Annotated in this window: 19 protein-coding genes and 1 pseudogene; 1 reads left to right on the top strand and 19 read right to left on the bottom strand. The window is 73.3% G+C overall.

Going from position 1 to position 26,848, the window contains the following annotated elements; all coding sequences use genetic code 11:
* Positions 1–137: 137 nt before the first annotated feature.
* The 10 genes from ACFVUH_RS09735 to ACFVUH_RS09690 all read right to left on the bottom strand — a co-directional run bounded on the left by ACFVUH_RS09735 (position 138) and on the right by ACFVUH_RS09690 (position 15,575).
* The gene (locus ACFVUH_RS09735; protein WP_387912230.1) at positions 138–2,843 is read right to left on the bottom strand and encodes a hypothetical protein; all 2,706 of its coding nucleotides are present in this window, start codon (positions 2,841–2,843) and stop codon (positions 138–140) included.
* A 297-nt stretch (positions 2,844–3,140) separates the two neighbouring features.
* Positions 3,141–3,740 (bottom strand): hypothetical protein, encoded by a 600-nt coding sequence (locus tag ACFVUH_RS09730; protein ID WP_387912229.1) that lies wholly within the window; start codon positions 3,738–3,740, stop codon positions 3,141–3,143.
* A 185-nt stretch (positions 3,741–3,925) separates the two neighbouring features.
* On the bottom strand, positions 3,926–4,972 hold the full coding sequence (locus tag ACFVUH_RS09725) for a substrate-binding domain-containing protein (RefSeq protein WP_387912227.1): 1,047 nt from the start codon (positions 4,970–4,972) through the stop codon (positions 3,926–3,928).
* Between the two features lie 119 nt (positions 4,973–5,091).
* A complete protein-coding gene (locus tag ACFVUH_RS09720) occupies positions 5,092–6,153 on the bottom strand; it encodes a PstS family phosphate ABC transporter substrate-binding protein (protein WP_387912225.1) in 1,062 nt (353 codons plus the stop codon).
* A gap of 378 nt (positions 6,154–6,531) precedes the next feature.
* Complete coding sequence (locus ACFVUH_RS09715) at positions 6,532–6,939, bottom strand: hypothetical protein (protein ID WP_387912223.1); 408 nt, start codon at positions 6,937–6,939, stop codon at positions 6,532–6,534.
* Positions 6,929–7,351, bottom strand: a complete 423-nt coding sequence (locus tag ACFVUH_RS09710) for a DUF1508 domain-containing protein (protein ID WP_387912221.1) — start codon at positions 7,349–7,351, stop codon at positions 6,929–6,931. Before ACFVUH_RS09710 ends, ACFVUH_RS09715 begins: the two co-directional genes overlap by 11 nt.
* 233 nt (positions 7,352–7,584) lie before the next feature.
* Complete coding sequence (locus ACFVUH_RS09705) at positions 7,585–9,411, bottom strand: GAF domain-containing protein (RefSeq protein WP_387912219.1); 1,827 nt, start codon at positions 9,409–9,411, stop codon at positions 7,585–7,587.
* A gap of 66 nt (positions 9,412–9,477) precedes the next feature.
* Complete coding sequence (gene cydD, locus ACFVUH_RS09700) at positions 9,478–12,969, bottom strand: thiol reductant ABC exporter subunit CydD (RefSeq protein WP_387912217.1); 3,492 nt, start codon at positions 12,967–12,969, stop codon at positions 9,478–9,480.
* A 4-nt stretch (positions 12,970–12,973) separates the two neighbouring features.
* Entirely contained in the window at positions 12,974–13,999 is a 1,026-nt protein-coding gene (gene cydB / locus ACFVUH_RS09695) for a cytochrome d ubiquinol oxidase subunit II (protein ID WP_355362331.1), read from the bottom strand.
* 31 nt (positions 14,000–14,030) lie between these two features.
* Entirely contained in the window at positions 14,031–15,575 is a 1,545-nt protein-coding gene (locus tag ACFVUH_RS09690) for a cytochrome ubiquinol oxidase subunit I (RefSeq protein WP_387912216.1), read from the bottom strand.
* A gap of 348 nt (positions 15,576–15,923) precedes the next feature.
* On the opposite strand from ACFVUH_RS09690, the gene ACFVUH_RS09685 reads away from it, so the two are divergent.
* Positions 15,924–16,733 (top strand): DUF4037 domain-containing protein, encoded by an 810-nt coding sequence (locus ACFVUH_RS09685; RefSeq protein WP_387912215.1) that lies wholly within the window; start codon positions 15,924–15,926, stop codon positions 16,731–16,733.
* A gap of 6 nt (positions 16,734–16,739) precedes the next feature.
* Here the strand turns inward: ACFVUH_RS09685 and ACFVUH_RS09680 are convergent, their stop codons facing one another.
* The 9 genes and pseudogenes from ACFVUH_RS09680 to ACFVUH_RS09640 all read right to left on the bottom strand — a co-directional run bounded on the left by ACFVUH_RS09680 (position 16,740) and on the right by ACFVUH_RS09640 (position 26,840).
* Positions 16,740–18,134, bottom strand: coding sequence for an oxygenase MpaB family protein (locus ACFVUH_RS09680; RefSeq protein WP_387912214.1), 1,395 nt, complete (start codon positions 18,132–18,134; stop codon positions 16,740–16,742).
* Positions 18,135–18,481: 347 nt separating this feature from the next.
* Complete coding sequence (locus tag ACFVUH_RS09675) at positions 18,482–20,056, bottom strand: sensor histidine kinase (RefSeq protein ID WP_387912213.1); 1,575 nt, start codon at positions 20,054–20,056, stop codon at positions 18,482–18,484.
* Between the two features lie 20 nt (positions 20,057–20,076).
* On the bottom strand, positions 20,077–20,835 hold the full coding sequence (locus ACFVUH_RS09670) for a response regulator transcription factor (RefSeq protein WP_355362342.1): 759 nt from the start codon (positions 20,833–20,835) through the stop codon (positions 20,077–20,079).
* Positions 20,836–21,112: 277 nt separating this feature from the next.
* A complete protein-coding gene (locus ACFVUH_RS09665; RefSeq protein ID WP_387912212.1) occupies positions 21,113–21,823 on the bottom strand; it encodes a hypothetical protein in 711 nt (236 codons plus the stop codon).
* Positions 21,817–23,412: an ABC transporter permease gene (locus ACFVUH_RS09660; RefSeq protein WP_387912211.1), complete on the bottom strand. Its 1,596-nt coding sequence runs from the start codon at positions 23,410–23,412 to the stop codon at positions 21,817–21,819. The genes ACFVUH_RS09665 and ACFVUH_RS09660 overlap by 7 nt, the downstream gene beginning before the upstream one ends.
* Positions 23,413–23,429: 17 nt before the next feature.
* Entirely contained in the window at positions 23,430–24,308 is an 879-nt protein-coding gene (locus ACFVUH_RS09655; RefSeq protein WP_387912209.1) for an ABC transporter ATP-binding protein, read from the bottom strand.
* Between the two features lie 162 nt (positions 24,309–24,470).
* Positions 24,471–25,334: an anti-sigma factor family protein gene (locus tag ACFVUH_RS09650; RefSeq protein WP_387912208.1), complete on the bottom strand. Its 864-nt coding sequence runs from the start codon at positions 25,332–25,334 to the stop codon at positions 24,471–24,473.
* A gap of 49 nt (positions 25,335–25,383) precedes the next feature.
* Positions 25,384–25,910, bottom strand: a pseudogene (locus ACFVUH_RS09645) (RNA polymerase sigma factor).
* A 330-nt stretch (positions 25,911–26,240) separates the two neighbouring features.
* Positions 26,241–26,840, bottom strand: coding sequence for a hypothetical protein (locus tag ACFVUH_RS09640; RefSeq protein WP_387912206.1), 600 nt, complete (start codon positions 26,838–26,840; stop codon positions 26,241–26,243).
* Positions 26,841–26,848 lie beyond the last annotated feature (8 nt).

Raw genomic sequence — 26,848 nt, 5'->3', positions numbered from 1 at the left:
CCTGCTCGGTACAGGGATCGGTGGGCGGAAACCGCCGCCCCGGCGCGGGGCGCCGGGACAGGGGTGCCCGCCCCCGGGAAGGGGACTCGGCGGGGCCGGAACGGCGGCCCCGCCGAGTCCTCACGGGTCGGGCGGTGTCAGGGGCGGCGGCGGATCCGCGCCCACACGCTCCGGGTGGCGGCGGTCGCCCGCGCACCCGCCGGAGTTCCGCCCAGGAACAGCGCCGCCGGGCCGCCGACCAGCAGCACCGCGCCGCCGATCAGCGCGATGGGTAGCAGCAGCCGAGCCCCGCCGGAGCGGTCGGGAGACGGCGAGCCGGCCGCGACCGGGGCCGCCGCGAGTGGGCCGTTCTGGGCCGGGGCGCCGCCGGCCGCGCCGGCTCCGGTGGCTCCCGCACCCGGCGTGGTCGCGCCGCCGGCTGCGCCGGCTCCGGTGGCTCCCGCGGTACCCGCGGCACCGGTGCCCGGGAGGTCGGGGTCCAGACCGCTCGAACCGGAGCCGCCGGAGATCCCGGAGCCGCCGGACGTGCCGGAGGTGCCGTCGCTCACCGGGGTGCTGTCGCCGCCGGTGGTACCGGTCGTACCGGTACCACCCGTGGTGCCGCCGGTACCCGAGGTCCCGGTGGTGCCGGTGGTGCCGGACGGGACCTCGGGGACGACGGTGCCGCCGGTACCGCCCGTCGTACCACCGGAGCCACCGGTGGGCGTCCCGGGCTCGGGGTTCCCGCCCTCGGGCTCGGGCGCCGGGGGCTTCTGGTTGCCCGGCCACTTGCCGTCCTGGTCCGCCACGTGCTTGACGGCGTCCTGAGCCTGCGCCCGCTGCTCCTTGGTGAGGGGGAGGAAGCCCTCGGGCAGGCGACCCGGCTCGACGCCGAACAGTTGACCGGTGTCGGTGACCGTCCGCAGGAACTTGGTGATGTCGTCGGCCTTCTTCGCCGACAGCCCGCCCGTCGGCACCATCGCGTACTGCACGACGGTCAGCGGGTACGCCCGCTGGTCGAGCGAGTACAGGGTGTTCGGCTCGCCGTAGGGCAGCAGCTGGGTGCCGGTCGCGGGATCCACCGGCATGTCGCCCAGTGCCGCCTGGAGGCTGTTGAGCGTCGGTGCGACGAAGGCGCCGGACGCGTTCTGCAGCGAGGCCTCGGGGAGGCGATAGGCCTTCGCCTGGGCGCTGTCGAGGATCGCGAAGTTCATCCGCTTGCCGATCGGGCGCGCGTCCAGTCGCGGGTTCTGGCCGTTCTGCTTGTCCCGCTTGCGGGCGGTCGACTGCCCCTGCTGCAGGTAGCGCAGCACCTCACCGAGGTTGGTCTGCAGCGGGTTCCACTCGTACTGCTTCCAGTGCGCCTTCTCGTCGGGCAGCGGCGGCTCGCCCGGCTTCTGGGCCAGACCGGTGTCGTCCTCGCGGATCAGCTGGTCGATCGGGTAGCCCTGGTAGTCGGGCCGCATGTAGCGCAGGCTGACCCGGGTGCCCCAGGGGTCGCGCTCGCCCGCCATGAACCGGGCGGCGTCCGGGTCCCCGGCGATCCACGAGGTCAGCTGGTAGGTCAGGTCGTTCGCCGTGCCCAGCACGATCGGGCTGGAGTTCTCCGGCCCGCCCTCGCAGCCCGGCCAGGCCTGGCCCGAGCCGGCCGGCAGCGGGTTGAGCTGGATGAACTCGGGGTCGGCGAAGATGCAGGCCGGGTTGCCGTCGACGGTGGGCGTGACGACGCCGTTCGCCTGGTAGGTCTGAGTGAGCAGCTTGGCGACCAGACGGGCGTTCAGCTTCATGTCCCTGAACTGGCGTCCGCTGTTCGGGTCGTCCGCCCAGAACACGATCGAGATGCCGGTCGTCGAGAGCGGCGCGTAGACGTACGGCCGGGCCGGGGTCTCCCGGTCCGGGACCGCGGTCAGTCCGACGTCCACCCGTGAACCGCTCAGGAACGACTGCCTGGCCGCCGAGTCACCACCGGCGGGGGTGTACTGGACCGTCAGCGGGGCCTTCTTGTCGAGGCACAGACCGGCCACCCACTGCTGCATGGCGCGGTTGGAGAGCTCCTGGCCCGCGGCGACCACGTCGGGGGCCTGCATGTCGCACTCGTCCGGGGTGGCGGTGAACCTGATCGGGATGACCTTGGCGTTCTGCCAGGCGCACATCTCGCCGGCGGCCGCGCCCGTCGTGGGGTTGTTGTAATTGGCGGTGCCCCAGTCCGACGCCGTGACCATGATGATGCCGTCGTTGTCGAACCCGTGGTCGGCGCAGTCCGGCTGGCCGCCGCGCATCTGGTACATGTCGACCGGGTCACCGCCGTAGTTGGCCTCGACCACGATGGAGCAGGCGTGCGTGGCGTCGCACCCGAGGTGCGGGCTCAGCCGCTTCGACCAGACCTCCATCGTGACCGCGCCCGAGCCGTCGGCACCGGTGATGCCCACCCGCATGTTCGACGGGAAGTCCGGGGTCGTCGTGCCCGCCTCCGGACGCACGTTCTCGAAGGCCTTGTCCGGGTCAGCCTCGAACAGGCTACTGCCGTAACAGTCCGTCACCTTCGGCTTGTCGCCGCGACACTGGTAGACCCGCACCGGATAGAGCACGGCGTCGCTGCCGGGCTCGACGCTCGACGCCTGCGACCCGTCGTACCGGCTCACGCTCGGGGTGAAGCCGGTCCAGGAGACCTGGATGACCTGGTCCGTCAGGTTGTCGGCCTGGGAGACGGTGATGCTCCCGGCGTCGCCGTAGTCCATCTTGCCCGGGAGCCAGACCCTCGGCCCCGGGACCGTCACCGAGGATGCCGCCTTCGCCTCGGTGAGGGTGCCGAGGCCCACCGGCACCGTCACCAGGGCACCCACGACGGCCAGGACGAGTGTCAACGACGGTAGTCGTCGGCGCCACCGCCCTCGCGCTCTCGGATCGGGTACGCGGATTCTCATGGCGGGCACCTCCGGGATGTGCGAGCCGCTCGGGGCGGCACGAGGGAATGGTCGCGCTCGGCTGACGGCTCCGGTTGCCTACTATTCGGCCAGCCCTACATGGCCGGATTCGGTCGACCGGGTGTACGAGAACACAACGCGACTACTCCGTACCGGAGTTGGGAACTCCGCATGCGGCGGACCCGCGCCGAAGCGCGGGTCCGCCGTGATGCGCTCCCGGGTTCGGGGAACCCGAGGTCAGCTGCCCTGGGTGAAGGTCAGCGCGAGCGAGCCGATGGTCTGGCCGCCCTGGAAGAAGGTGGTGTTCAGCTTGGAGTCGAGGTACTGGGCGCCCGCGGCGTCGATCTTGAGCTCCGAGGAGTTCAGGGTCTGGGTACCGGCGCTGTTGGCGATCTGGGTGCTGCCGGCCGGGTCGAACAGCGACACCGCAGCGGTGCCGCCAACCGGGACACCGGTGATGGCCCAGGAGTCGACGCTGAAGTGCAGCTGCTTGAAGGTGGTGCTCTTCCCGGTGAAGACGTTGACGAAGAGCAGACCGCCACCGAGCTCGATGTCGCCGTAGTAGCCGGCCAGGTTGGCCGCGCCGGCGGTCACCGGGAAGGTGGTGCTGATGCCGGTGGCGCTGTCGTACGAGGGAGCCGCGGTCGGCAGCGGGATGACGACGATCCCGTTGAGGGCCTGGTCCTTGAGGAAGGTGGTGCTGGAGTTGACCACCGCGCTGCCGGTGGACGGCGTGCTCGCCAGGGTCGTGTCGGCAACGGCCGCACCGCTCATGCCGGTCACGGCAAGAACGACGGCGGCACCGGTGGCGGCGAGGCGGGCGCGGGTACGGGACATGCTGAACTCCTTGGGAGAGGTGAAAGGTTGTGCTGGTGGCGCAGGCGGCCGATGGGCGCCGCCTCGACGGACGGCCGGCCCCGCACTGCCCGGCGGGGAACGGTGTCCGAAGCTTTCGGTGGTGCGGTCGGATCGCCGGGGCGAGGTGCTCCCGTACCTCGCCCTCCGCACGATCGGCCGGTAGATCAAATGTGGATCGTGGAGCCGCAGGCACCGGCCGGCAGGACCAGGAACCCGTAGCTCCTGGTGTCGGCCTGGCCGGCCGGGCTGCAGATCCAGCCGGTGACGCCGAAGATCTTCCGCAGAGCCTGACCGTGCGTGTCGGTGGCGTTCCAGTCGGAATCACGGACCACGTCGTAGAGGACCCGTCCGTAGGTGGTCGCGGCGAAGCTGGGGTTGATCGTCCGGGCGGCCGTCACGGGGATGATGCCGTTGATGTTGCGGACGGTCAGCGGACCCGCGCTGTCAGTCGCCGTCCCGCGGCCCAGGTACGCCTGACCGATGAAGTGGCCGACGGAGTAGGGGAACACCGCGTCCTGGTCGTTGAGCGCCTGGTCGGTTCCCTGGTTCTCCTCGGGCCCGGAGACGACACAGGCGCCGGGGGAGAGGGGGACACCGCCGCCGAGGGCCTTCAGGAAGAAGGCGCGGGTGCCGGAGGAGGGCGGCGGCAGGAAGGGCTTGATGGTGGCGTTCGGCCAGGTGGCGTCGATGTCGGACCACTTGGTGCTGACGCAGGTGTAGATGTCCTTCAGCTGCGCGGTGGTGAGGTTGGCCGGCGCGTGGCCGCCCGCCTGGGCGGCCCAGCTCACGGCGTCCTTGGCGAAGGCGACGAACAGGTCGCTGGGCAGGTCGCCGGCCTGAGGGCCGCGGTCGGACCGGACGAAGTCGATGGCACTCGGCCACACGTGCTGGGCCCCCAGACCGGTGCCGACGTCGATCGGCCGGCCGATCTGCGGGGCGCCCTGCTTGAGCGTGATCGGCGAGGGGCCCGTGGCGTCGAAGCTGTAGAGCCGGGGCGAGGTGGTGTCACCGGCGCTCGCGAGGGCGGCGTTGTAGTCCGTGGAGAACTGGTTGAACAGTGGCCCGGTGGTGTGCGAGCCGACCCCGACGATGTCCTGCGGGTTCGGCACGAGGGGCGGGGGCGGGTCCGCGAGGGCGGTGCCCCCGGTCAGACCGGCCGCCGAGCCCGCCAGGGTGGCGACGGCGAGCAGCTTGGCAATGATCCTGCGCATCTCGTGTCAGCTTCCTTTCGGCGGCTCTCGGGTGGGCCGGCGGCCACGGGCACGAGGCCCGTGGCCGCCGGATGGTGCGGGTTCAGCAGGTGGTGCGGGGTGACGCGTGGACCGGTGGATCAGACCGTCGAGCCGCAGGCGCCGGCCGGCAGGGCCAGGAAGCCGTAGTCCTTGACGATCGCGGCGCCCGCGGCGCTGCAGATCCAGCCCGAGGTGCCGAAGATGGCGCGCAGGGCCTGGCCGTGGGTGTCGGTGGCCACCCACTCGGCCTGGCGGACCACGTTGTAGATCACGCGGCCGTACGCGGTGGAGGCGAAGGACGGGTTGATGACGTGGACGGCCGGGGTGCCGGACAGGACGACCGGGGTGACGCTGTTCACGTCACGGATGGTCAGCGGGCCCTGGGCGTCGGTGCCGGTGGCCTTGCCGTTCCAGACCTGGCCGATGTAGTGGGCGACGGAGTAGGGAACGATCGCGTCGTTGTCGTCCAGGACCGAGTCGGTGCCCTGGTTCTCCTGGGTGCCGGAGACCACGCAGGCGCCCGGGTTGACGGTGACACCGCCACCGATCGCCTTCAGGAAGAAGGCACGCGTGCCGGAGTCGGCCTGCGGCAGGAAGGGCTTGATGGTGGAGTTCGGCCAGGCGGCGTTGATGTCGTGCCAGTTGGTCTTGGCGCAGGTGAAGATGTCCTTCAGCTGGTCCGTGGTCAGGCTGGCCGGCGCGTTGCCGCCGTTCTTGGCCGCCCAGGACACGGCGTCCTTGGCCAGGGTGACGAAGGTGTCGGTGGCCTGGTCGCCGGCCTGGCGGGCACGCGAGGAGCGGGCGAAGTCGACCGTGGTGCTGGTCTTCTGCTCCAGCTGCTTGATGCCGGCGCCCGAGCCGTTCGGACGGGTGAAGTTGGCGTCCGCACCGGTCTTGGTGACGATGGTGGCGGAGCCGGTGGCGTCCCAGCTGTACAGACGCGGGGAGGTGGTGTTGCCCGCGGCGGCCAGGGAGGCGTTGTAGCCGGCCGAGAGGCCGTTCAGGACGGCCTGGGTGGTGTCCGAGCCGACACCCACGATGTCCTGGGCGGCCGGGGTGACACCGGTGGCCGGGTCGGCGACGGCAACGCCGCTGGCGACGGTGGCGACCGAGGTGGCGATGGCGGCGGCGGCGAGCAGCTTGGCAGCGGTCTTGCGCATGTTCCTGTTCCTCCGGTGGGAGAGACGTACATCGCTTGCCCGGGTACTGGTCGTCAGTCCCGGGGCCGTGAGCCGCGTCCGCGGCGGCCCGTTCCGGCAGTGCCGATCCTGTCGGTCGGCGCGGTTCCGTCGGAAGGGCCGACAGCCGGTGCCGGCAATTGTCGATTTCTCGGTTCGGAGAGGTTTAGCAACAGGTCAGCGCGGCCGTGGAGGGGTGAAAAGTCGCAGGTCAGGGGCCGGTGACGTTCTTCTCCAGGTGGCGGCTCGGGGGGTTGCCGGATACCTGCGCTTCACCGGAAGAGGGGGAAACGGGGACCGTGCCGGGGGACAACGCGAGAAGCCGCCCGAAGGCGGCTGGGGGCGACGGCGGACGGACCGTCAGAAGGGCCAGGTGTCCTCCCGGCCGGGGCGTCGCAACTCCTGCCCCAGCCGCTGGAGTCCGGCCAGGAAGCCGGTCACGCCGGCCTGGCACTGGTCGCGCCGCAGGTACCCGCGGGCGCTGCGGGCCACCGGTCCGGCGGCGTCGGCGGCCCCCGGGCGGGTGGAGCGGACCGGCAGGAAGGCCGTCCACACCCACAGACGTGCCTCGGACTGGCCGACGGTACATCGCAGCGAGGTCCGCTCGATGATCAACTCTCTTACTGCTTCGGCGAGTTCGGGCTCGCTGCGATAGGTGCGCACGCCGACGCCGAGCTGCCGCCCGTTCGCCGCGCGAAGCGCCCAGGACAGCGAGCGGTCGCCGACCGGGACGGTCAGCAGGCGCGGCCCGCGCCGGTCAGCGGACATCTGAGGATCTCAACGACGGCCCCCGTTCGGAGAGTTCGGGACGTTCCAGGGCCGGCTGCTTGGCCAGCAGCACGACGAACCGCCGGAAGGCGTTCTGGCAGGTGGCGTACCGCTCGTAGGCGCGGCTGGACCGCACCTCCGGCAGGTTGCGCGAGCCGGGGATCACCCAGACCCAGCCGATGCCGTCCCGGACGTGCGTGATCCGGGCCGTGAGCCCCTCCGCGACGGCCCGTAAGCCGTCGAAGCCGCGCTCCGCGTCCCCGGCCGTCTCGTACGCGGCCGGAGTGACCGCGACGACGCGTCCGTTCGGTGCTTTCAACTGCCAGCGGTACCGCCCGTCCGGTGCCCGTTCGGCCCGGAACCCCCCACGACTTGCCCCTGCTGCGGTGTGACCGCGGCTCGACGCGTCCACTGCTCCCCCACCGTCCGGTTCCTCTCCGAGACGGGAGTAAAGCTATGTGTGCACACGAGAGCGCCGGAAGGGCACGAAATACACAACTTGCTCCGTTGGCCGGGAAGTTCTCTCTCGTTAAACTTTCACCAGGTGCACACCAAGTGCGCGCCAACCGAACCCGCCCCGGATCCCCGTCGTTCACGAACCGTTCGAAGAGTCCCCGGTGGCGAACCCATCGACCGGACGGGTGTTCAGAGCCGCGCCGTCCAAAGCACCCTGGTCCCCCGGCCGTACGGGCCGGGCTCGTGCCAGGCGTCGCCGCCGAGCGCCTCGGCCCGCCGTGCCAGGTTGCGCAGTCCGCTGCGCCGCCCGCCCACGGGGATGCCGACGCCGTCGTCGGTGACGGTCAGCAGCACGCCGGGCCGGCCGCCCCGGTCCAGCGACTCCGGATCGCCGCCGACCGGGCGCCCGCCGTCGTCCAGGTGCACGGTCGCGTCGGCCTCGACGCCGACCCGGGAGGCCCGGGCGTGCCGGGCCGTGTTGGACAGCATCTCCCTCAGGGCGGCGAGCAGTTGACGCCCGGTCTTCTCGCCGACCAGGCTCTCCACCGGACCGACGAAGGAGACTGAGGGCTTGAAGCCGAGCGCCGCCGCGGTCTGGCTGCACTCGCGCAGCACCCGGGTCCGCAGGGTGTCGGGCGCGTCACCGTGATCGTCGTGCTGGAGCGCGTAGATCGTGGTGCGGACCTCCTGGATGGTGGCGTCCAGCTCGTCCACCGCTTCGCCGATGCGGACCTTCACCTCCGGCACGACGGCCCGCCGGGCGGCGCCCTCCAGCATCATGCCGGTGGCGAACAGCCGCTGGATGACGAGGTCGTGGAGATCCCGGGCGATCCGGTCGCGGTCCTGGAAGACGGCGAGCCGCTGCTGGTCGCGCTGCCCCTCGGCGAGCCGCAGCGCGAGCGCGGCCTGCGAGGCGAAGGTCTCGGCGAGCTGCTTCTCGGCCTCGGAGAACGGCACCGCGCCGCGTGAGCGCCAGACGCAGAGCCCGCCGAGCACCCGGCCGGCGGCGACCATCGGCACGGCCAGCGAGGGGCCGAAGCGGCGGGCGAGCCGGATCACCACGGTCGGGTCGGTGGACATGTCGTCGAGGTGCACGCTCTCCCGCTGGAGCAGCCGGGAGGCGAAGCTGTCCGGCGGCAGCAGCTCGCCGCGGACGAACTCGGAGTCCTCCCCCGAGGCATGGGCGACCCGCATCCGGACGGTGCCCGCGTCCCCGTCCGTGACCGGCAGCAGGATCATGCCCAGCGCGGCGTCCGCCAGCTCCCGGACCTGCTCGGCGGCGACGGTGAGCGCCACCTCGGCCTCGTCGGTGGAGAGCAGCGCGGTGGTGACGGCGGCCGCGCCGGCGATCCACCGCTCCCGGCGCCGGCCCTCCTCGTAGAGGCGGGAGTTCTCGATCGCGACGCCGGCCGCGGCGGCCAGCGCGTGCACCACCTGCTCGTCCTCCGGGGTGAAGGCACCGCCGCTGCGCTTCTCGGTGAGGTAGAGGTTGCCGAACACCTCGTCACGGATCCGGATCGGCTCGCCGAGGAAGGTCTTCATCCCCGGGTGGTGCGGCGGGAAGCCGTAGGAGCGCGGGTCGGCGGTGAGGTCGCTCAGCCGCAGCGGCTCGGGCCGGTCGATCAGCGCGCCCAGGATGCCGCGGCCGACCGGCAGCTCGCCGATCTCGCGGACGGTCTCGTCGTCGACGCCGACGTGGATGAAGTCCTGCAGCCCGTGGCCGCCGGGTGCGACCACCCCGAGCGCGGCGTACCGGGCGTCCACCAGTTCGGCCGCGCCGGCGGCGATCCGGTGCAGCGTCGCGTGCAGGTCGAGCCCGGCGCCGACCGAGACCACCGCCTCCAGCAGCCGCTGCATCCGGTCGGTGACGGCGGCGGCGGACTGTAGCCGCTCGGACACCTCGGTGACCAGCGTGTCCAGCCCGAGCGAGGAGATCTCGGGCACCTGGTGCGGGGCCTGGTCGGGCTCCGGCTCACCGGGGGTGGCGGCGTCGGGCGGCTCTGGCGTGGGGTCCATGAGGAAGAGCGTAGTTTGTACGGTTTTAGACATAAGGAACGACGCGAGGGCGGCGGTCCGCTCCGGTCAGCCGATCGCGGGCGTCAACAGGCCGTCGGCCTCCCGCTCCCGGGCGTGCATGGCCCGCAGACGACCGGCCGGCAGGGCCAGCAGTTCGGACCAGCCACCGCGCTCGACGACCCGGCCGGCGTCCAGGACGAGCACCTCGTCGACCGTGGAGTCGTCGAGACCGGCCAGGCGGTGGGTGATCAGGACGGTGGTGCGGCCGGCGGTGGCGGTGAGCAGGTCCGCGGTGAGGGCGTCGGCGGTGGGCAGGTCGAGGTGCTCGGCGGGCTCGTCCAGGACGAGCACCGGGAAGTCGGCGAGCAGCGCCCGGGCGAGCGCGAGCCGCTGCCGCTGACCGCCGGAGAGGGCGGCGCCGTGCTCGCCGACCATGGTGTCCAGGCCGTCCGGCAGGGTCTCGGTGAAGTCCAGCAGCCGGGCGGCGGCGAGGGCGGCGCGCAGCTCGTCCTCGTCCGCGTCCGGCCGGGCGAGGCGGAGGTTCTCGCGCAGCGAGCTGTCGAAGACGTGCGCGTCCTGGGCGCAGAGCCCGATCACCCGGCGGACGTCCTCCCCGGCGAGCTCCCGGCTGTCCACAGCCTGTGGACGGCCGGCGGCCAGCACCACGCTCCCGGCGTCCTGGTCGAGGAAGCGCAGCAGCGCCTGGGCGAGGGTGGTCTTGCCGGAGCCGGACGGGCCGACCACGGCGATCCGCCGGCCCGGGGCGAGGTCGAGGTCGACGCCGGACAGCGCCTCGGCCTCCTGGCCGGGGTGGCGGGCGGTCAGGCCGCGGACGGCGATCGACAGCGGCTGCTCGGGCAGGGACTTCGGCGCGGCGGGCTCGGCGACCGCGGCGGGCGCGTCCAGCACCTCGGCGAGCCGCTCCGAGGCGGCCAGGCTGCGCCGGCGGGCCTGGACGGCGAGCGGCATGCCGGTGACGGCCTCGAAGGCGGCCAGCGGGGTGAGCACCACGACGGCCAGGCAGACCGGGGCGAGCGTCCCGGACTCGACGCCGCGCAGGCCGACGGCCGCGGCGGCGGCCACGGTGAGGCCGGTGAGCAGGGTGATCAGCCCGGTGCCGAGCGCGGCGGTGGTGGCCGAGCGGGCGGCCAGCCCGGTCAGCGCGGTGTCGGCGGCGCGGACGGCGGCGAGCCGGGCGGGCAGCGCGCCGGCCACGGTGAGCTCGGCCGTCCCGCTGAACGCGTCCAGCACGGTGGTGGCGAGCCGTCCGCGCGCCGGGGCCTGGCGGCGCTCGGCGGCGGCCGACCAGCGGGCGGTCAGCGCGGGCACCACCAGGCCGGCGAGCAGCAGGCCGGCGCCGAGCACCAGCCCGGCGGCGGGCAGGAAGGCGCCCATCGCGACGGCGGCGGCCAGCGAGACCACCGCGGCCACCGCGGCCGGCAGGCGCCAGCGCAGGTAGTGGTCCTGGACGGCGTCGACGTCGGCGACCAGCCGGGAGAGCAGGTCGCCGCGCCGGAACGCGGGCAGCCCGGCCGGGGCGAGCGCGGTGAGCCGGCGGTACACCGCGGCGCGCAGGGTGCCGAGGGTGCGCAGCACGGCGTCGTGCGAGACCAGCCGCTCGGCGTAGCGGAAGACGCTGCGGCCGATGCCGAAGGCGCGCACCGAGGTGACGGCCATCATCAGGTAGAGGACGGGCGGCATCTCGGAGGCGTAGGAGATGAGGTAGCCCGAGGTGGCCATCAGGGCGACGGCGCAGCCGAGCGCGAGCGCGCCCAGCAGGACGGACAGGGCGAGGCGGGGCCTGGCCGCGTCCGGGCCGGGCGCGGGCGCGTCCTCCGGGGCCGGCGGGGTGGGCCGGCCGCGGTGCGAGAGCACCGGGACGGCCGCCGGGGAGGCCGGGGGAGCGGCGGGGCCGTCCAGCCGGACCCGCCGGTCGGCGGCGGCCAGCAGCGCGGGCCGGTGGGCGACCAGCAGCACGGTGCGCGCCGGGTCGGCGGCCAGCGCCCGCACGGTGTCCACCACGGCCGCCTCGGAGGCGCCGTCCAGGTTGGCGGTGGGCTCGTCGAGCAGGACGAGCGGCCGGTCGTCGGCGAGCAGCACCCGGGCGAGCGCGAGCCGCTGGCGCTGGCCGGCGGAGAGCCCGGCGCCGTCCTCGCCGAGGAGGGTGTCCAGCCGGGTGACGAAGTCGAGGGCGTGCGCCGAGCGCAGCGCCGTCCACAGCTGGTCGTCGGTGGCCTCGGGCCGGTAGAGCCGCAGGTTGTCGGCGACGGTGCCGGCGAACAGGTGCGGGTGCTGGGGCACCCAGGCGATCTGCCGCCGCCAGCTCCCCGGGTCCAGGTCGGCCAGGTCGTGGGTGCGGCCGTCGGCGGCGGTGATCCGGACGGTGCCGGCGTCCGGGGCGGTGAGCCCGAGCAGGACGCCGAGCAGGGTGGACTTGCCGGCACCGGACGGGCCGGTGAGCGCGACCGTCTCGCCCGGGCGCAGCACCAGCGCGGCACTGTCCAGGGCGGGCGCGGTCCGGTCGGGGAAGCGCACGGTGAGGCCGTCGGCCTCGACGACGGCTCCGGCGAGGTCCGGCGCGGGGACGGTGCCGGCGGCCGGCAGCGGCGTCTCCAGCACCTCGAAGATCCGGTCGGCGGCGGTCAGGCCCTCGACGCTGGAGTGGTAGAGGGCGCCGACCTGGCGGATCGGGAAGTAGACCTCGGGGGCGAGGATCAGGATCAGCAGCCCGGTCTCCAGGTCGAGGCCGCCGTTCACCAGCCGGAAGCCGATCGAGACGGCGACCAGCGCGACCGAGAGGGTGGAGAGCAGTTCCAGGGCGAAGGAGGAGATGAAGGCGATCCGCAGGGTGCGCAGGGTGGCCCGGCGGTAGTCGGCGGTGATCCGGGCGATGGTGGCGGCCTGGGCGCGGGCCCGGTTGAAGACCTTGAGGGTGGGCAGCCCGGCCACCACGTCCAGGAAGTGGTGGGAGAGCCGGGCGAGGGTGGTCCACTGGCGGTCCATCCGGGCCTGGGTGGCCATCCCGATCAGCACCATGAACAGCGGGATCAGCGGCAGGGTGCCGGCGATGATCGCGGCCGAGGTGACGTCGGCGCCGACGATCCGCAGCAGCACGGTGACCGGCACGACCACGGCGAGCGCCAGTTGCGGCAGGTAGCGGGCGAAGTAGTCGTCGAGCGCGTCGACGCCCCGGGTGGCGAGGGCGGTGAGTTCGCCGGTGCGCCGGCCCGCCAGGTGGGCCGGGCCGAGCGCGGTGGCGTGGTCGAGCAGCCGGCGCCGCAGGGTGGACTTCACCCGGGCGACGGACCGGTGCGCGGTGAGTTCGGTGAGCCAGCCGACCAGCCCGCGCCCGATCGCGGTGAGCACCAGCAGCGCCAGCGGCGCGGTGAGCTCGTCGAGCCCGGTCCGCTGCTGGAAGCCGCGGACCACGAGCTCGGCGATCAGGCCCGCCTGGGCGACCACCAGGGCCGCGTTCGCCGCGCCCAGCAGGACGGTCCCGGCGAGGAAGACCCGGGTGGTGCGGGCGTACCCGAGGAGTCGGGGGTCGACCGGCTTCACGGCGTCAGGCCTGGTCGAGGGCGGCGGCCGGGTCGTGCCCGGGGATGTGCTGGACACCGATCCGCTTGCGGAACACCCAGTACGTCCAGCCCTGGTAGAGCAGCACGAGCGGGGTGAAGATCACCGCCACGATGGTCATCAGCTTGAGCGTGTAGGGCGAGGAGGCCGCGTTGCTCACGGTCAGGCTCCAGTCCGGGTTGAGCGTGGACGGCATGACGTCGGGGAAGAGCGAGAGGAAGAGCATGGCCACGGCGGCCACGATCGTCACGCCCGACAGGACGAACGCCCAGCCCTCGCGGGCCACCTGGTTGGCGGCGAGCGCGCCGACCAGCGCGAGCACCGCGATCACCAGGGCGGCGAGGCTCCAGCCGTTGCCGTGGTCGGCCTGGGTCCAGATCAGGAAGGCCGCGGCCAGTGCCGCCGTCGCCAGGCCGGTGCGCAGGGCGGTGGCCCGGGCCCGGTCGCGGATCTCGCCGACCGTCTTGAGCGCGGCGAACACCGAGCCGTGGAAGACGAACAGGGCGAGCGTCACCAGGCCGCCGAGCAGCGCGTACGGGTTGAGCAGGTCCCAGAAGCCGCCGACGAAGTTCTTCTGCGCGTCGATGTCGACGCCGCGCACGATGTTGGCGAAGGCGACGCCCCAGAGGAAGGACGGGATCAGCGAGGTCCAGAAGATCGCCTCCTCCCAGTTGCGCTGCCAGCGCGGCTCGGGCCGCTTGGCCCGGTACTCGAAGGCGACGCCGCGCACGATCAGGCAGACCAGGATGATCAGCAGCGGGATGTAGAAGCCGCTGAACAGGGTGGCGTACCAGTCCGGGAAGGCCGCGAAGGTGGCGCCGCCGGCGGTCAGCAGCCAGACCTCGTTGCCGTCCCAGACCGGGCCGATGGTGTTGATCAGCACCCGCCGCTCGGTGGTGTTCCTGGCCAGCGTCTTGGTCAGGATGCCGATGCCGAAGTCGAAGCCCTCCAGGAAGAAGTAGCCGATCCAGAGGACGGCGATCAGGACGAACCAGACGTCGTGAAGTTCCATGGTGTGTCGGTCCTATCGATCCTCGGGGGCCTCAGTAGGCGAAGGCGAGCGGCTTGTCGGCGTCGTCCTCGGCGGCCGGGCCGCGCAGGGACGGGTCCTTGGCGGGCGGCTGCTCGTCGGTGGCCGGGCCCGCCTTGGCGTACTTGACCAGCAGCTTGACCTCGATGACGGCGAGGATCGCGTACAGCGCGGTGAAGGTGGTCAGCGCGCCGATCTGGGTGCCGATGCTGACGTTCGGCGACACGGCGCTGGCGGTGGTCATCAGTCCGAAGACGGCCCAGGGCTGGCGGCCCATCTCGGTGAAGATCCAGCCGAAGCTGTTGGCGATCAGCGGGAAGCCCATGGTGAGGATGCCGATCCGCCAGCTCCACTTGGTGAGGAACGGGCCGAGCTCCTTCGTCGGGGTGAGCATCAGGCGCGGCACCTCGTCGTCGCCGGTGCGGAACTCCGGTGCCAGGAAGCGCTTCTTCCGGGTGGTCCAGAGTCCGATCAGGCCGGCCACGAAGGAGGTCATCCCGAAGCCGATCATGAGGCGGAAGCCCCAGTAGGTGACGAAGATGCTGGGGATGTAGTCCTTGGGGTCGCCGCCGTACTTGGCGGCCTCGGCGGCGGCGGTGTCGTTGATGCCGGGGACGGAGGAGCTGAAGTCGCTGTTGGCGAGGAAGGACAGCGCCGCGGGGATCTCCAGCTCGACCGAGTTGTGGCCCTTGCTGACGTCGCCGACCGCGAAGATCGAGAACGGCGCGGGGGCCTTGGTGTCCCAGAGCGCCTCGGCGGCGGCCATCTTCATCGGCTGCTGGCGGAACATGACCTTGGCCAGCTGGTCGCCGCTGAGCGCGGTGCCGAGGCCGGCGACGACGGCGAGCACCAGGCCGATGCGCAGCGAGGTGCGCATCGCGGCGACCCGCTTGGGGTTGGCGCCCTCCGGCTTGCGCTTGGCCTTCCAGAGGTGGAAGGAGGCGATGCCGACCACGAACGCCGCACCGGTGAGGAAGGCCGCGGTCAGGGTGTGCAGGACGACGGTGACGGTGGTGTCCTGGAACAGCACCCGCGCGATGTCGTTGAGCTGGGCCTTCCCGGTGACCGGGTCGATCGCGTAGCCGACCGGGTGCTGCATCCAGGAGTTGGCCGCCAGGATGAAGTAGGCGGAGAGCACGGTGCCGAGCGCGACCATCCAGATGCAGGCGCAGTGCAGCTTCCTCGGCAGCTTGTCCCAGCCGAAGATCCACAGGCCGATGAAGGTCGACTCGAAGAAGAAGGCGATCAGCGCCTCCATCGCGAGCGGGGCGCCGAAGACGTCGCCGACGAAGCGGGAGTAGTCGGACCAGTTCATGCCGAACTGGAACTCCTGGACGATGCCGGTGACCACGCCCATCGCGATGTTGATCAGGAAGAGCTTGCCCCAGAACTTGGTGGCGTGGAAGTACTTCTCCTTGTCCGTCCGCACCCACGCGGTCTCCAGCCCGGCGACGATCGCCGCGAGGCTGATGGTGAGCGGGACGAAGAGGAAGTGGTAGACGGTGGTGATGCCGAATTGCCATCGCGCGATGGTCTCGTGAGCGATTGCCAGTTCCACGTCGCCCTCTCTCCAACCGACCCTGTCGAGGTCATATTTCAGGACAAACTTCATCTATAGCCGGAGACCGCTGCTCAAGCGCGCAAGCTTGTCCGCTTGTGAACGTGAACACGTTCACAAGCATCAGTATCCATCACTCTTACAGGCGATTCACCGGCGGGGTGGGGTTTGACCGGCAGCGATGCCGTGCGCACAGTCTGCGAAGGGGGCCGTCGGACCACAACGAGCGCCCGGGCGCGCGCCGCGGAAAATCTGGACGATCCGTACATTGACAGCCGCCGGATCCTCCAAGGCGGCCCATTCGGCCTATTCGGGCCCCCTCCCCCGAGGCCGTGCCAGACTCGGCCCGTGCAGACGATCGTCGAAGCGATGGCCGGGCGGCTGGCCTCCGTGCCGGGGGTGGTGGGCGTCATGCTCGGCGGCAGCCGGGCCCGGGGCGAGCACCGGCCGGAGTCGGACTGGGACCTCGGTCTCTACTACCGCGGCGCCCCCGACCTCGACGCGCTGCGCGCGCTGGCCGGCCCGGGCGTCGAGGTGACCGGACCGGGCGGCTGGGGGCCGTGGGTGGACGGCGGCGCCTGGCTCACCGTCGAGGGCCTCGGCCGGGTGGACTGGATCCTGCGCGACCTCGACCGGGTCGACCGGGTCCGGGCCGACTGCCTGGTCGGCCGCTACGAGGTGGGCGTCCAGGCCGGCCACCCGCTCGGCTTCTGGTCGCCCTGCTACGTCGGGGAGTTGGCGCTCGGCCAGGTCCTCGCCGACCCGTCCGGCGCGCTGACGGAGCGCCGCTCCGCGTACGCGCCGTACCCGGAACCGCTGCGGGCCGCCCTGACCGGGAGCACGTGGGAGGCCGGGTTCCTGCTCGACGGCGCCGCCAAGGGCGCGGCCCGCGGCGACACCCTGTACGTCGCGCTCTGCCTCTCCCGCGCCGTCGGCATCCTGGTGCAGGCGCTGTTCGCGGCCGACCGCCGCTGGTGCCTCAACGAGAAGGGCGCCCTCGCCGTCGCCGAGTCGCTGCCCGCCGCCCCCGACGGCTTCGGCCCGCGCGCCCGCGCCCTGCTCGCCGCCCCGGGCGACGGACCGGCGGCGCTCACCGCCACCGTGACCGCCGCCCGCGCCCTGGTCGCCGACACCGAGGCCGCGCTGCGGGCCGGCTGAGCACGTCTATGCCCGGCCGAGGAGTTGGGTGCCGGGGGCGGAGGGGGCGCGGGCGGTGAAGAAGTCGACGAAGCCGCGCAGGAACTCGGCCACGGTGATGACGCCGTCGCCGTCGGTGTCCAGGCGGCGGAAGCCGTGCGAGAGTTCGGCCGGGTGCACCCGGCGGCCGTCGAACAGCACCCGGTACTCGGCGAAGTCCAGCAGGCCGTCCCCGTCGGTGTCGGCCGCCGCGAAGACGGCGCGCAGCGCGGGCAGCAGGCCGCCCTCCAGGTAGGCCGGGTCCCGGTCGCAGCCGGCCAGCGTCGCGGCGACGTACTCGTCCCGGCTGATCCGGCCGTCGCCGTCGGTGTCCATGCTCGCCCGCAGCTGCTCCCACCACGCCTCGAACGCGGCGTACACCCGGGCCTCGCCCTCCTCGGGGAGCTCCAGCTGCCAGCAGACGTTGTGCGCCATCGCCTGCAGGTCGCGGACGGTGAGCAAGCCGTCTCCGGTCTGGTCGAGGACCTCCCGGAAGAAGCGTTCCAGCCGGGGCGGCCGGGTGTCCTGGCGCGGCATCCGGCGGGGCCGGGAGGGCGGGCGCACGCCCGGGCCGCGGTAGCGGTAGCGGTCCGGCAGCCCGGTCAGCACCGCCCGGCCTCCCCGGTGCAGCAGCCCGGACAGCAGCGCCCCGCGGCGGGTGCGGACCAGGCCGAACCGCTCCCGGTAGACCGCCGGGAGGTCCGCGACGGTCAGCTCGGTGGCCACCCGGGCCACCAGCGACCGCAGCACCCGCCAGCCCACCGGCCCGAGGAAGCGCAGCCGGCGCGGGCAGGGCGCCTCGTGCAGCATGTCGTACAGCAGGTGCCGCGCCGCCCCGGTGAACTCCAGCCGCTCGACGGTCGTCCGCCGCAGGTAGCCGGGCAGCTCGGCGGCGGTGGCGGGCAACTCCCCGGCGGGCAGCCCGAACACCGCCGCGATCTCGGCGAACTCCCGGTACAGCTCCTCCAGTTCGTCCGGCGTGTACGGATCGCCGCTCAACTCCCGCATGGCGGCGACGGCTTCGAAGAGGGTGAGCAGCACCCAGGCCCGGGTGGCCGGGTCCTGGGCGTCGTACGCCCGGCCGTCCTCGGTGGTGCCGCGGATCCGCCGGTGCGCCCGGTCGAGCCGCTGGACCTCGCGCCAGAGCTGCTCCTGGTCGGCCTGGAAGAGCCGGCGCCCGCTGCCGAGGGTGTGCTCGATCCGGCGCCAGGGGTGGCCGCGGTAGGTGGAGTGCTCCTCCATCCCGGCCGCGACCACCGGATGGGAGGCCTGGAGCACCAGCAGCCGCCAGGCGACGAGCACGATCCGCCACTCCGAGAGGTCCCGGCGGAAGGACACCTCGGAACGTGCCGCCGAGGGTGCCGACGCTGCTGACGCTGCCATCCGGGAATCTCCTGGGAGTTGCGGGACCTTCGCGTACGGGCGGGGCCCTTCCCGGCCGTCCGGCGCGGAAACCAGACGCTGGATTGGTCAGACAGTGCTACTTAGCAGCTGCTGTCATTTCTGCGAGGTCCACCAGGTCGGCCGCGTCCAGGCGCAGCGCGGCGGCGGCGATGTGATCCTCCAGATCCACGACGGTCTCCTCGGCTACGAGCGCGACCATTGAGACACCCCTCGTTCCCGTCCGGTGCGATCGGTCCGCACGGTCCCGCACAAGCCACGGCCGCAGCCTCACACGCCGTCGGCCGATGGCGGCGGTGAACGGGCGGGGTTCACTCGGTCTGGCGGTTTCAGCGCTGGTGGGGGAGCTCCAGGCGGAAGGTGGCGCCGGTGCCCGGGGCGGTGTGGAGGGTGAGGGCGCCACCGTGGGCGTGGGTGAGGGCGGTGGCGATGGCGAGGCCGAGGCCGGCGCCGCCGCGGCGGTCGTTGCGGCTGCGGGAGGCGTCGACGCGGTAGAAGCGGTGGAAGACCAGGGCGGCCTGGTCGGCGGTGAGGCCGGGGCCGGAGTCGGCGACCTCCAGGAGGCACTGGCCGCCGTCGGTGCCCACGCCGATCCGCACCGGGGTGCCGGGCGGGGTGTGCTTGACCGCGTTGCCGACCAGGTTGGTGACCACCTGGCGCAGCCGCGCCTCGTCGCCGAGCACCGGCGCGGGCCCCGGCGGGCCGCTGCCGCCCGGGCCGGTGAGCGCGACCGAGCGGCTCGGGTCGAGCGCGGTGAGGTCGTGCAGGGCGTCGGCGGCGAGCGTGCGCAGGTCCATCGGGGCGAGGTCGAGCGGGCGTTCCTCGTCGAGCCGGGCGAGCACCAGCAGGTCCTCGACCAGGGCACCCATCCGCACCGCCTCGTTCTCGATCCGGTCCATGGTGCGCGCCACGTCGGCCTCGGACGGCAGGGCGCCCATCCGGTACAGCTCGGCGAAGCCGCGGATGCCGGCCAGCGGGGTGCGCAGCTCGTGCGAGGCGTCCGCGACGAACCGCCGCATCCGGGCCTCGGACTCCGCGCGGGCGGCGAACGCGGACTCGATCTGCGCCAGCATGCCGTTCAGCGCGATGGAGAGGCGGCCGACCTCGGTGTGCGGCGGCAGGACGGGCATCCGGTGCGAGAGCTCGCCGGCCGCGATCCGCTGGGCGCCCTCCTCGATCCGGCGCAGCGGCCTCAGCCCGGCCCGCACCGCGAAGAAGCCGAGCGCGGCGATCAGCACCAGGACGGCGCCGCCGATGCCGAGGAAGGCGGTGCGCAGCCGGGCGACGGTGCCGTCGACGTCCTCCCGGGAGACGGCGACCATCACGTACGCGGAGTTCGGCGTGGGCGCGGCGAAGACGCTGGCCGGGGCGTTCTGCCGCTGGACCGGCAGCACCAACACCCGCCAGCGGTACCGGCCGCCGCGCTGGTCGGGCAGGTCGAAGGGGGTGTCGGAGCCGACCTTGGCCGGGTCGAAGCCGGCCAGCTGCGGCGCCGGGTCGTTCTCGGAGACCGGCTGGCGCACCGCGAACTGCACCTTGCCGTCGGCGGACAGGTACTGGACCAGGTACTGGCTGGGCAGCGCGGCCAGGTACTGGGAGGTGCCGCGCTTGCCGCCCAGGGACGGCGGCTGCTGCTTGGCGTCCGGCCAGTTGAGCCGGGACGGGGCCCGGCGGGCGAGCGGCTCGCCGAAGCGCTCCAGCTGTTCGTCGAGCCGCTGCACCAGCTGGTGCCGGACGGTGCCGACCACCACGGCGTCGCTGACCACCAGCCCGGTGGTGACCAGCACGAGCGCGAGCACCAGCAGCCGGGCGCGCAGCGACAGCCGCCCGCGGCGGCGCCGCGGGGCGGGGTCCGACGCCGCCGTGGTGCCCGGCCCCACCGGGGGCAGCTCCGTCGGCTCCACGGCGGACGGCTCCGTACCGCTCAACCCTGCGGCGGGCGGCGCAGGGCGTAGCCGATGCCGCGCACGGTGTGGATCAGCTTGGGCCCGTGGGCCGGACCGGAGTCGAGCTTGCGGCGCAGGTAGGAGATGTAGGACTCGACGATGGACAGGTCGCCGCCGAAGTCGTAGGCCCAGACGTGGTCGAGGATCTGCGCCTTGGAGACCACCCGGCCGACGTTGGCCATCAGGTAGTGCAGCAGCTTGAACTCGGTCGGGGAGAGCGCGACGACACCGCCGCCGCGGGTGACCTCGTGGGCTATCGGGTCGAGGACGAGGTCGGCGACCATCAGCCGGCCGTCCTCGGCCGGTCCGCCGGAGCGGCGCAGGATGGCGCGGATCCGGGCGATCAGCTCCTCCAGGCTGAACGGCTTGGTCACGTAGTCGTCGGCCCCGGCGGCGAGGCCCTGCACCTTGTCCCCGACGCCGTCCTTGGCGGTGAGGAGGAGCACCGGCAGGTGGTCGCCGGGGTGGCCGTGGGCGGGTCCGGCGATGAGGCCGCGGCTGGTCTGCTCGCGCAGCCGCTCGACGACGGTGAAACCGTCGAGGTCGGGCAGCATCACGTCGAGCACGACCAGGTCCGGACGGTCCGCGGCGACCAGCCGCAGCGCCTCGGCACCGGTCGCGGCCGACGCCACCCGGAAGCCGGAGAAGCGCAGCGAGGCGGACAGCAGCTCGCGGATGTTCGGTTCGTCGTCGACGACGAGGAGGTAGGCCTCCCCCTGGCCGCCGCCGCTGTTCACCGCCGGAGTTCCTGGTGTCGACACAGTGCCTTGCACGGGGGTTCCGCCTCCCGGTCGGACGATGGCGTTCAGCTCGAGGCTAGCCCGGGGAGGCTATGGGCCATCGATGAATGTTGGATTAACACCTTATCGGGCGGTTTCCGGTGCCCAGTCCCGCAGGGCGGGGCTGGATGGTGTGCGCACGGCCTCCACCCCGGACCACCGCGACCCCGGAACGGCGGAGCGGGACACCGCCCGGCCCGGTGCCCCGCTCCACCCGCCTCACGTCCCGCGGACGCTAGTGGTCCGTGCTCCGGCGCCGTACCAGGAGGCCGCGGCCGGCGGTCCCGCCACCGGTCGGCAGCCCAGCCACCGCCACCGTCCCCGCGAGCAACAGCACCACCGCCCAGGCCCGGTGCGCCGACTGCCAGTGCGGATGTCCGGGGGAGACGAACAGCGCCGCCCACTCGGGCAGCAGGGCTGTGGTGATCACCAGCAGCAGCAGACCGGGCGCCGCGGTCATCGCGCCGTGCTCGCCCGCCGTGAAGCGCAGGCCCACCAGAGCCAGAGCCAAGGACGTGGCCGCCAGCGCGGCCGCCTCCAGCGCCAGCCCGCCCCAAGGGAAGAGCGGCCTCGCCTCGGCCGCCACCGCCTGCCGCGCGATCGCGGCGACACCCACCCAGGCCGCCGCCCCGATGACCAGCACCGGCAGCAGCCGCACGAACCGCTGGAGCCGCCTCGGCAGCGGCAGGACCGCCGTCGTCCGGGCTGCGGCGTCGTCCAGGGCGAAACCGACGGCGAGCGCGGTGGTGACCGCGCCCAGCCGGGTCAGCAGGGCCGCGTCCGAGAGTTCGAGGTCGCTGTGCAGCAGGACGGGCACCCCGGCGGCCAGCAGTGCGACGGCCGAGCCCGCCAGCATCGGGAGCCAGGGCGCGAGCCGCAGCGCGGGGCCCACCAGGGCGAACGCCGGCCGGGTGCCCCTCGGCCGGCGCCCGGCACCACTCAGCATCCCGCCACCGCGTCGGCGCCGTCCTCCGCCGGGACCGGAGCGCCGAGCAACTCGGCGGCCCGCGTCACCGAGGTGCCCGGGGCCGTGAGCTCGGCCCAGTGCTCGACCACCTTGGCCGCCGTCTGCTCGACCGGGTGGTCGATCAGCCCGAACGCGGCGGTGGCCCCCCGCGGTTCGAAGGAGAGTCCGGTGGCCGAGCCGAGCAGCGGCATGCTGATTCCGCCCCAGGTCCGGGTGCGCAGCGACCGTAGGGCGTCCCCGGTTCCCTCGGTGGCCTCCGCGGCCAACCACAGCACCAGGACGGAGCGGGCTCCGCAGACCATCTCCAGGCGCGGCCGGTCCGCCGAACGGCCGGTGACCGCCCGATGGGCGAACTGCAGTGCGAAGCCGGCGACCGCGTCGCTCCGCCGGTCCCCGCCGGCCGCGCCCTCGCTCCAGTCCGTTCCGACCGTGACCGCCCCGGGTGTACCCGCGGCGGCATCGTCCCGTGCCCACGACTCCAGAGGGGGTGCGACACCGCTGCCGCCGTTGCCACCTGCGGGGAAGATCCGCTGCCGAACGGCGAACGGACCCTTGGCCGTCTCCTGGGGCACGTGGCGCAGCACCCCCTCGACCACCGCGGCCCATTCTCCGGTCCACCCCTCGAAACCGGGGAACGCGCAGTAGGCGACGCCCTCACGGGTCACGCAGGTCTGCTGGGCGGCCGGCCGTTCGGTGGCCTCCGTCCGGCGCCGGTCGACCTCCGGTGCCACCGTGCGCAGTTGCAGGAACCCCCCGACCAGGGCGGCCACCAGTGCCAGCGCTCCCACGGCCTTCCAACCGACGCCCCGCGCTCCCGACCGGATCACGGCGACCCCCGCGCACACCACGGCCAGCGCGATCAACCAGAGGAGGTGGGAACCGGCGGGGCGGGCCACCAGCCCCACCGGCAGCGGCGCCGCGTTCTCGTTCTCCACCGCGAGCAGCCCGAGCCAGCGCCAGTCGGCGGTGCTGTTCACCGCGCCGGCGAAGGTCAGCACACCGAGCCCGACCAGGGCCAGCGGCGCGATGGCGGGTGCGGTGGCGACCACGGCCAGCAGCACTCCGAGGACCGCGGCCAGCAGCACGCAGGCCGGCCCCGCCAGCACGTCGAGGATCCCCACCTCGCCGGCGGCTCCCGGGCGGGCTGCCAGGTAGCCGATCCGCACCGCGGTGAGGAGCGCGGCGAGGAGAACCACCGGCACCGTCGCGAGCAGATGCGCGCAGACCCGGCCGGCCCGGTCCACCACCAGCACCTCGTAGACCGGCTCGGTGGAGTTCCGGTGCGAACGCAGTGCGCTCTGGTTCGCGGCCAGCAGGACCCCGGCGGCCAGCAGCAGCAAGGGCGGATGGATCGACCAGGACGACTCCTGCAGCACCGGGAAGCGGTTGCCGGCGTCCCCGGTCACCAGGTCGTAGCCCCAGAATCCCGCGTAGAGGGCGAGTCCGGCCAGCACCGCCGGGTGGCGCAGGAGCCGGACCGCCTCGACCCCGGCCAGTGCCGCCACCGCGGCCCTGCCGCGGCGGCCGACCGCGGCGGGTACCGGACTGCCGCTGCGCGGCCTGGACACGGTCCCCGTCCCGGCCGTCATCGCAGCACCCCCTGGTCCGCCGCGACCAGGCCGTCGAGCAGCAGCAGGTAGCCGTCCTCGAGTGTCGGCGCCGTGAGTGCGGCGCCGGCCGGAGGGTTGCCGATGTTCCGGAACGTCCCCTCCCCCGTACGCCAGCCGGCCAGCGCCGTGTCATCCCGCTCCGTGCTGGACCAGACCCGGTTCGCGGCCACCGCGACCAGTTCGGACGGCAGGCCCTGGAACTTCACCACGCCCCGGTCCAGCACGATCACCCGCTGGCAGAGCGCCAAGACGTCCTCGGTCTGGTGCGTCGACAGGAGCACCGTGCGCCCCTCGCCCAGACCGGCGATCAGTTCGCGGAACCTCAGCCGCTGTTCGGGGTCCAGACCGACGGTCGGCTCGTCGAGAATCAGCAGGTCGGGGTCGCCGACGATGGCGGCGGCGAGCGCCACCCGCTGCCGCATGCCGCCGGAGAGCGCCTTGATCTTCTTGCTCCGGTGATCGGCCAGTCCGACCGCCTCCAGGACCCGCAGGGCCTCGGCCCGCCGGGCCTTGCGGTCGGTCAGTTCCTTGAGGATCGCGACGTAGTCGATGAAGTCGAACGCCGTGAAGTTCGGGTGGAAGCCGGGATCTTGCGGAAGGTAGCCGAGCCGCCGCCGGATCGCGACCGTCTCCTGGGCATCGCGGGGGTCGTGCCCGAGGAGCGTGAGGTCGCCGCGGTCGGGCCTGGTTGCCGTGGCCAGCACCCGGAGCAGGGTGGTCTTGCCGGCTCCGTTCGGCCCCAACAGCCCGGTCACACCGGGCTGGAGCCGGAACGTGGCCCGGTCGAGCACCGGGCGGCCCCGGTAGCTCACGGAGACGTCCCGGACGTCCACCGGACTGCGCTGCTCGGACATCGGATTCCCTTCGGTTCGGGTTCTTCGGTTGGGGGTCGCGGACCCGGCAGTGGTGACTGGGCAAGGGGCTGGGGGCCGGGCGGGTCGGTGTGGCGGACGGGGTGGCCGGGGTGGCCGGGGTGGACGGGTCGAACGGATCGGGACGGGGTCAGCGGCTGTACGTCACGGGACGAGGCGCCGGGTGTGCCACCGCGATGCCCGCTCGAAGCGGTCCCGTTGAACAGCGATGTAGGCCGCCGCGGCCACCGCCAGCGCGAGTAGGACCGCCTGCCCGGCGGTGGTCAGCAACGCGGAACGGCCGCCGCCGTGGCGGCTGGTGGACAGCGCCACCACCGCCCAGCAGAGGCCGGTCACCCGGGCCGCCGTGGCGGCGTCAAGGTGGGCGGAGAGAGCGAGGGCCGCCAGTGTCACCGCCAGGGCGGGAACCAGCCAGCCGAACATGGCGATCCCCTGCCGGGGGAGGGCCAGCGTCACCAGGCTGCTGAGCGCCCCGGCCGCGACGAGCACCGTGGCGCTGCGGTAGAGGATCAGCCGCAGACTGTGCATCGGCATGACCAGCCCCAGCTCGTACATCGGGTCGAGCGCGGGACCGTACGAGAGCGCCACTCCGGCCAGCGGGATGAGCGGAGCCGTGGTGAGCAGGATCGGACCGGAGGAATCCGGCGCCAGCCGCGCGGCCACGACGGTGAAGAGCAGCGTGACCGCCGAGGCGATCAGCCACGAACGCCGCAGCAGCGGTGTCGCCATGGCCAGCCGGGCCACGTGCTCGGGCACCCCCAGACGCAGCAGCATGCGCTCGGCCGGGCCGCGCTCCGGCACGTCGATGGCCTCGGCCAACCGGCTCCAGCCGCGTTCCACCCGGACGCTCCGCGGACCGACGGCGAGCAGCCGTCGGCAGTCGGCGCAGCGATCGAGGTGGCGTTCGACCTCCGGTACCCGCGGCGTCGACAGTGTGCCCAGGCCGTAGGCCCCGATCAGAGCCGCCGCGGGGTGCGGTTCCTCGTGCCCGGTCACGACCGGTCCCATCCCGGTTCCCTCCGTTCCCTCGGCCGTCCTGCTCCTCGGCCGGCCGTCCTCATGCGAGTTCCTCCAGGAGCCTGCGCCGGGCCCGGCGGGCCCGGGTCTTGACCGTTCCCTCGGGGATGCGCAGCAGAGCCGAGGCCTCCCTGGTGGTCAGTCCGTCCAGGACCGTCGCCGCGAGCACCTCGCGGAGGTCGGACGGCAAGCGGTCCAGTGCGTCACCGACATCGCCGTGGGCCAGGTCCGCCAGCACGACCTCCTCGGCGGACGCCCAGCGCTCGTCCCGGCCGCGGAACCTCTCCAGCAGTGCGTGCAGCCGCTGCCGCGCCCCGTGGCTGCGCGCCGAGTCCACCAGGCGACGGGCGCAGATGCGCCAGAGCCAGCCCGCCACCTCGGCGTCCTCCTGCGGCCGGTACCGGCCGGCGCCGCGCCACACGCTGAGGACGCCTCCTGGATGACGTCGTCCACCTGCGCCGGGTCCGGACAGCGGCGGCCCAGCCGAGCCGCCAGCCAAGGGGCGTAGTGGCGGTAGAGCTGCTCGAACGCCTCCACGTCGCCCTCCGCCACCGCACATAAGAGCACCGCGTGCCCGCGGTCCGCCCGGTCCTTCTCGATCGCCACACCCCCTGATCGCAACCACCGGCTCCCCCGGTTCACTCCGGACCGAGAAACTTCACCCGTCCCCCGAGGAGGGCCGGTGTGCCGGACCGAGCTGATGAAGTACCCGATCATCCGGTCGGAGCGGGACCGGTGTGACGGGCGCGGCCTTCGTCCACCGGCCCGGAAAATGAGCGAGGCCGGTTCCCGGAATTTTCCGTTCCGGGAACCGGCCTTGATCGCATTCCACCTCGGGCGAATTCCGGAAGCGGAATTCGATCACCCGAAACGGGGAGTGGCAGCTTTTCGGCCGGGTCAGCCGGTGGAGGCGGGGCGGGAGGGGGCGGACGGGCCGGGGCCGAAGCCGGTGGCGCCCTCGACGAGCTGGGTCGCGGCGTAGCCGCCGTCGCCGGAGGGGGTGCCCATCACGGTGACGCTCTGGCCGGGCTGCAGGTCGGCGACCTTGCCCTCCTTGTTGAGCTGCACCTTGGTGCCGTCCCCGGTGGTCACCTTGATCGTGTTGCCGTTGGTGTCGGTGAGGTAGACGGTGGTGCCGTCCACGGCCTTGACCGTGCCCCGGGTGCCGTTCTGACCGCCTTGACCGCCCTGGCCGTTGCGGCGGGTGCCGTTGCCGTTGCCCGGGTAGCCGGACGCGCCCGCCCGCGGCTGCTGCGCGCCGGAGGCGGTGGTCCGCCCGGACCCGGCGGCACGGTCGGAGCCGTTGTCCTTCTGGTACCGGACACCGCCGGCGAACGCCGCCGTGGCGATCACCGCCCCGGCCAGGGCGAGCGACAGCCACGGCAGCCGGCGGCGCGGCGGTGCGGCCAGCTCGGCGGTGACGTCCCGGGCGTCCGGCGCGGTGGAGAGCAGGGCGACCTGCTCGGCGGGGGTGCGCGGCTCGATCTCGTTGCTCATGGTCTGCG

It is taken from the genome of Kitasatospora sp. NPDC058032, from assembly GCF_042885845.1.
Lineage (GTDB): Bacteria > Actinomycetota > Actinomycetes > Streptomycetales > Streptomycetaceae > Kitasatospora.
This window is presented reverse-complemented; position numbering and strand designations above follow the sequence as displayed.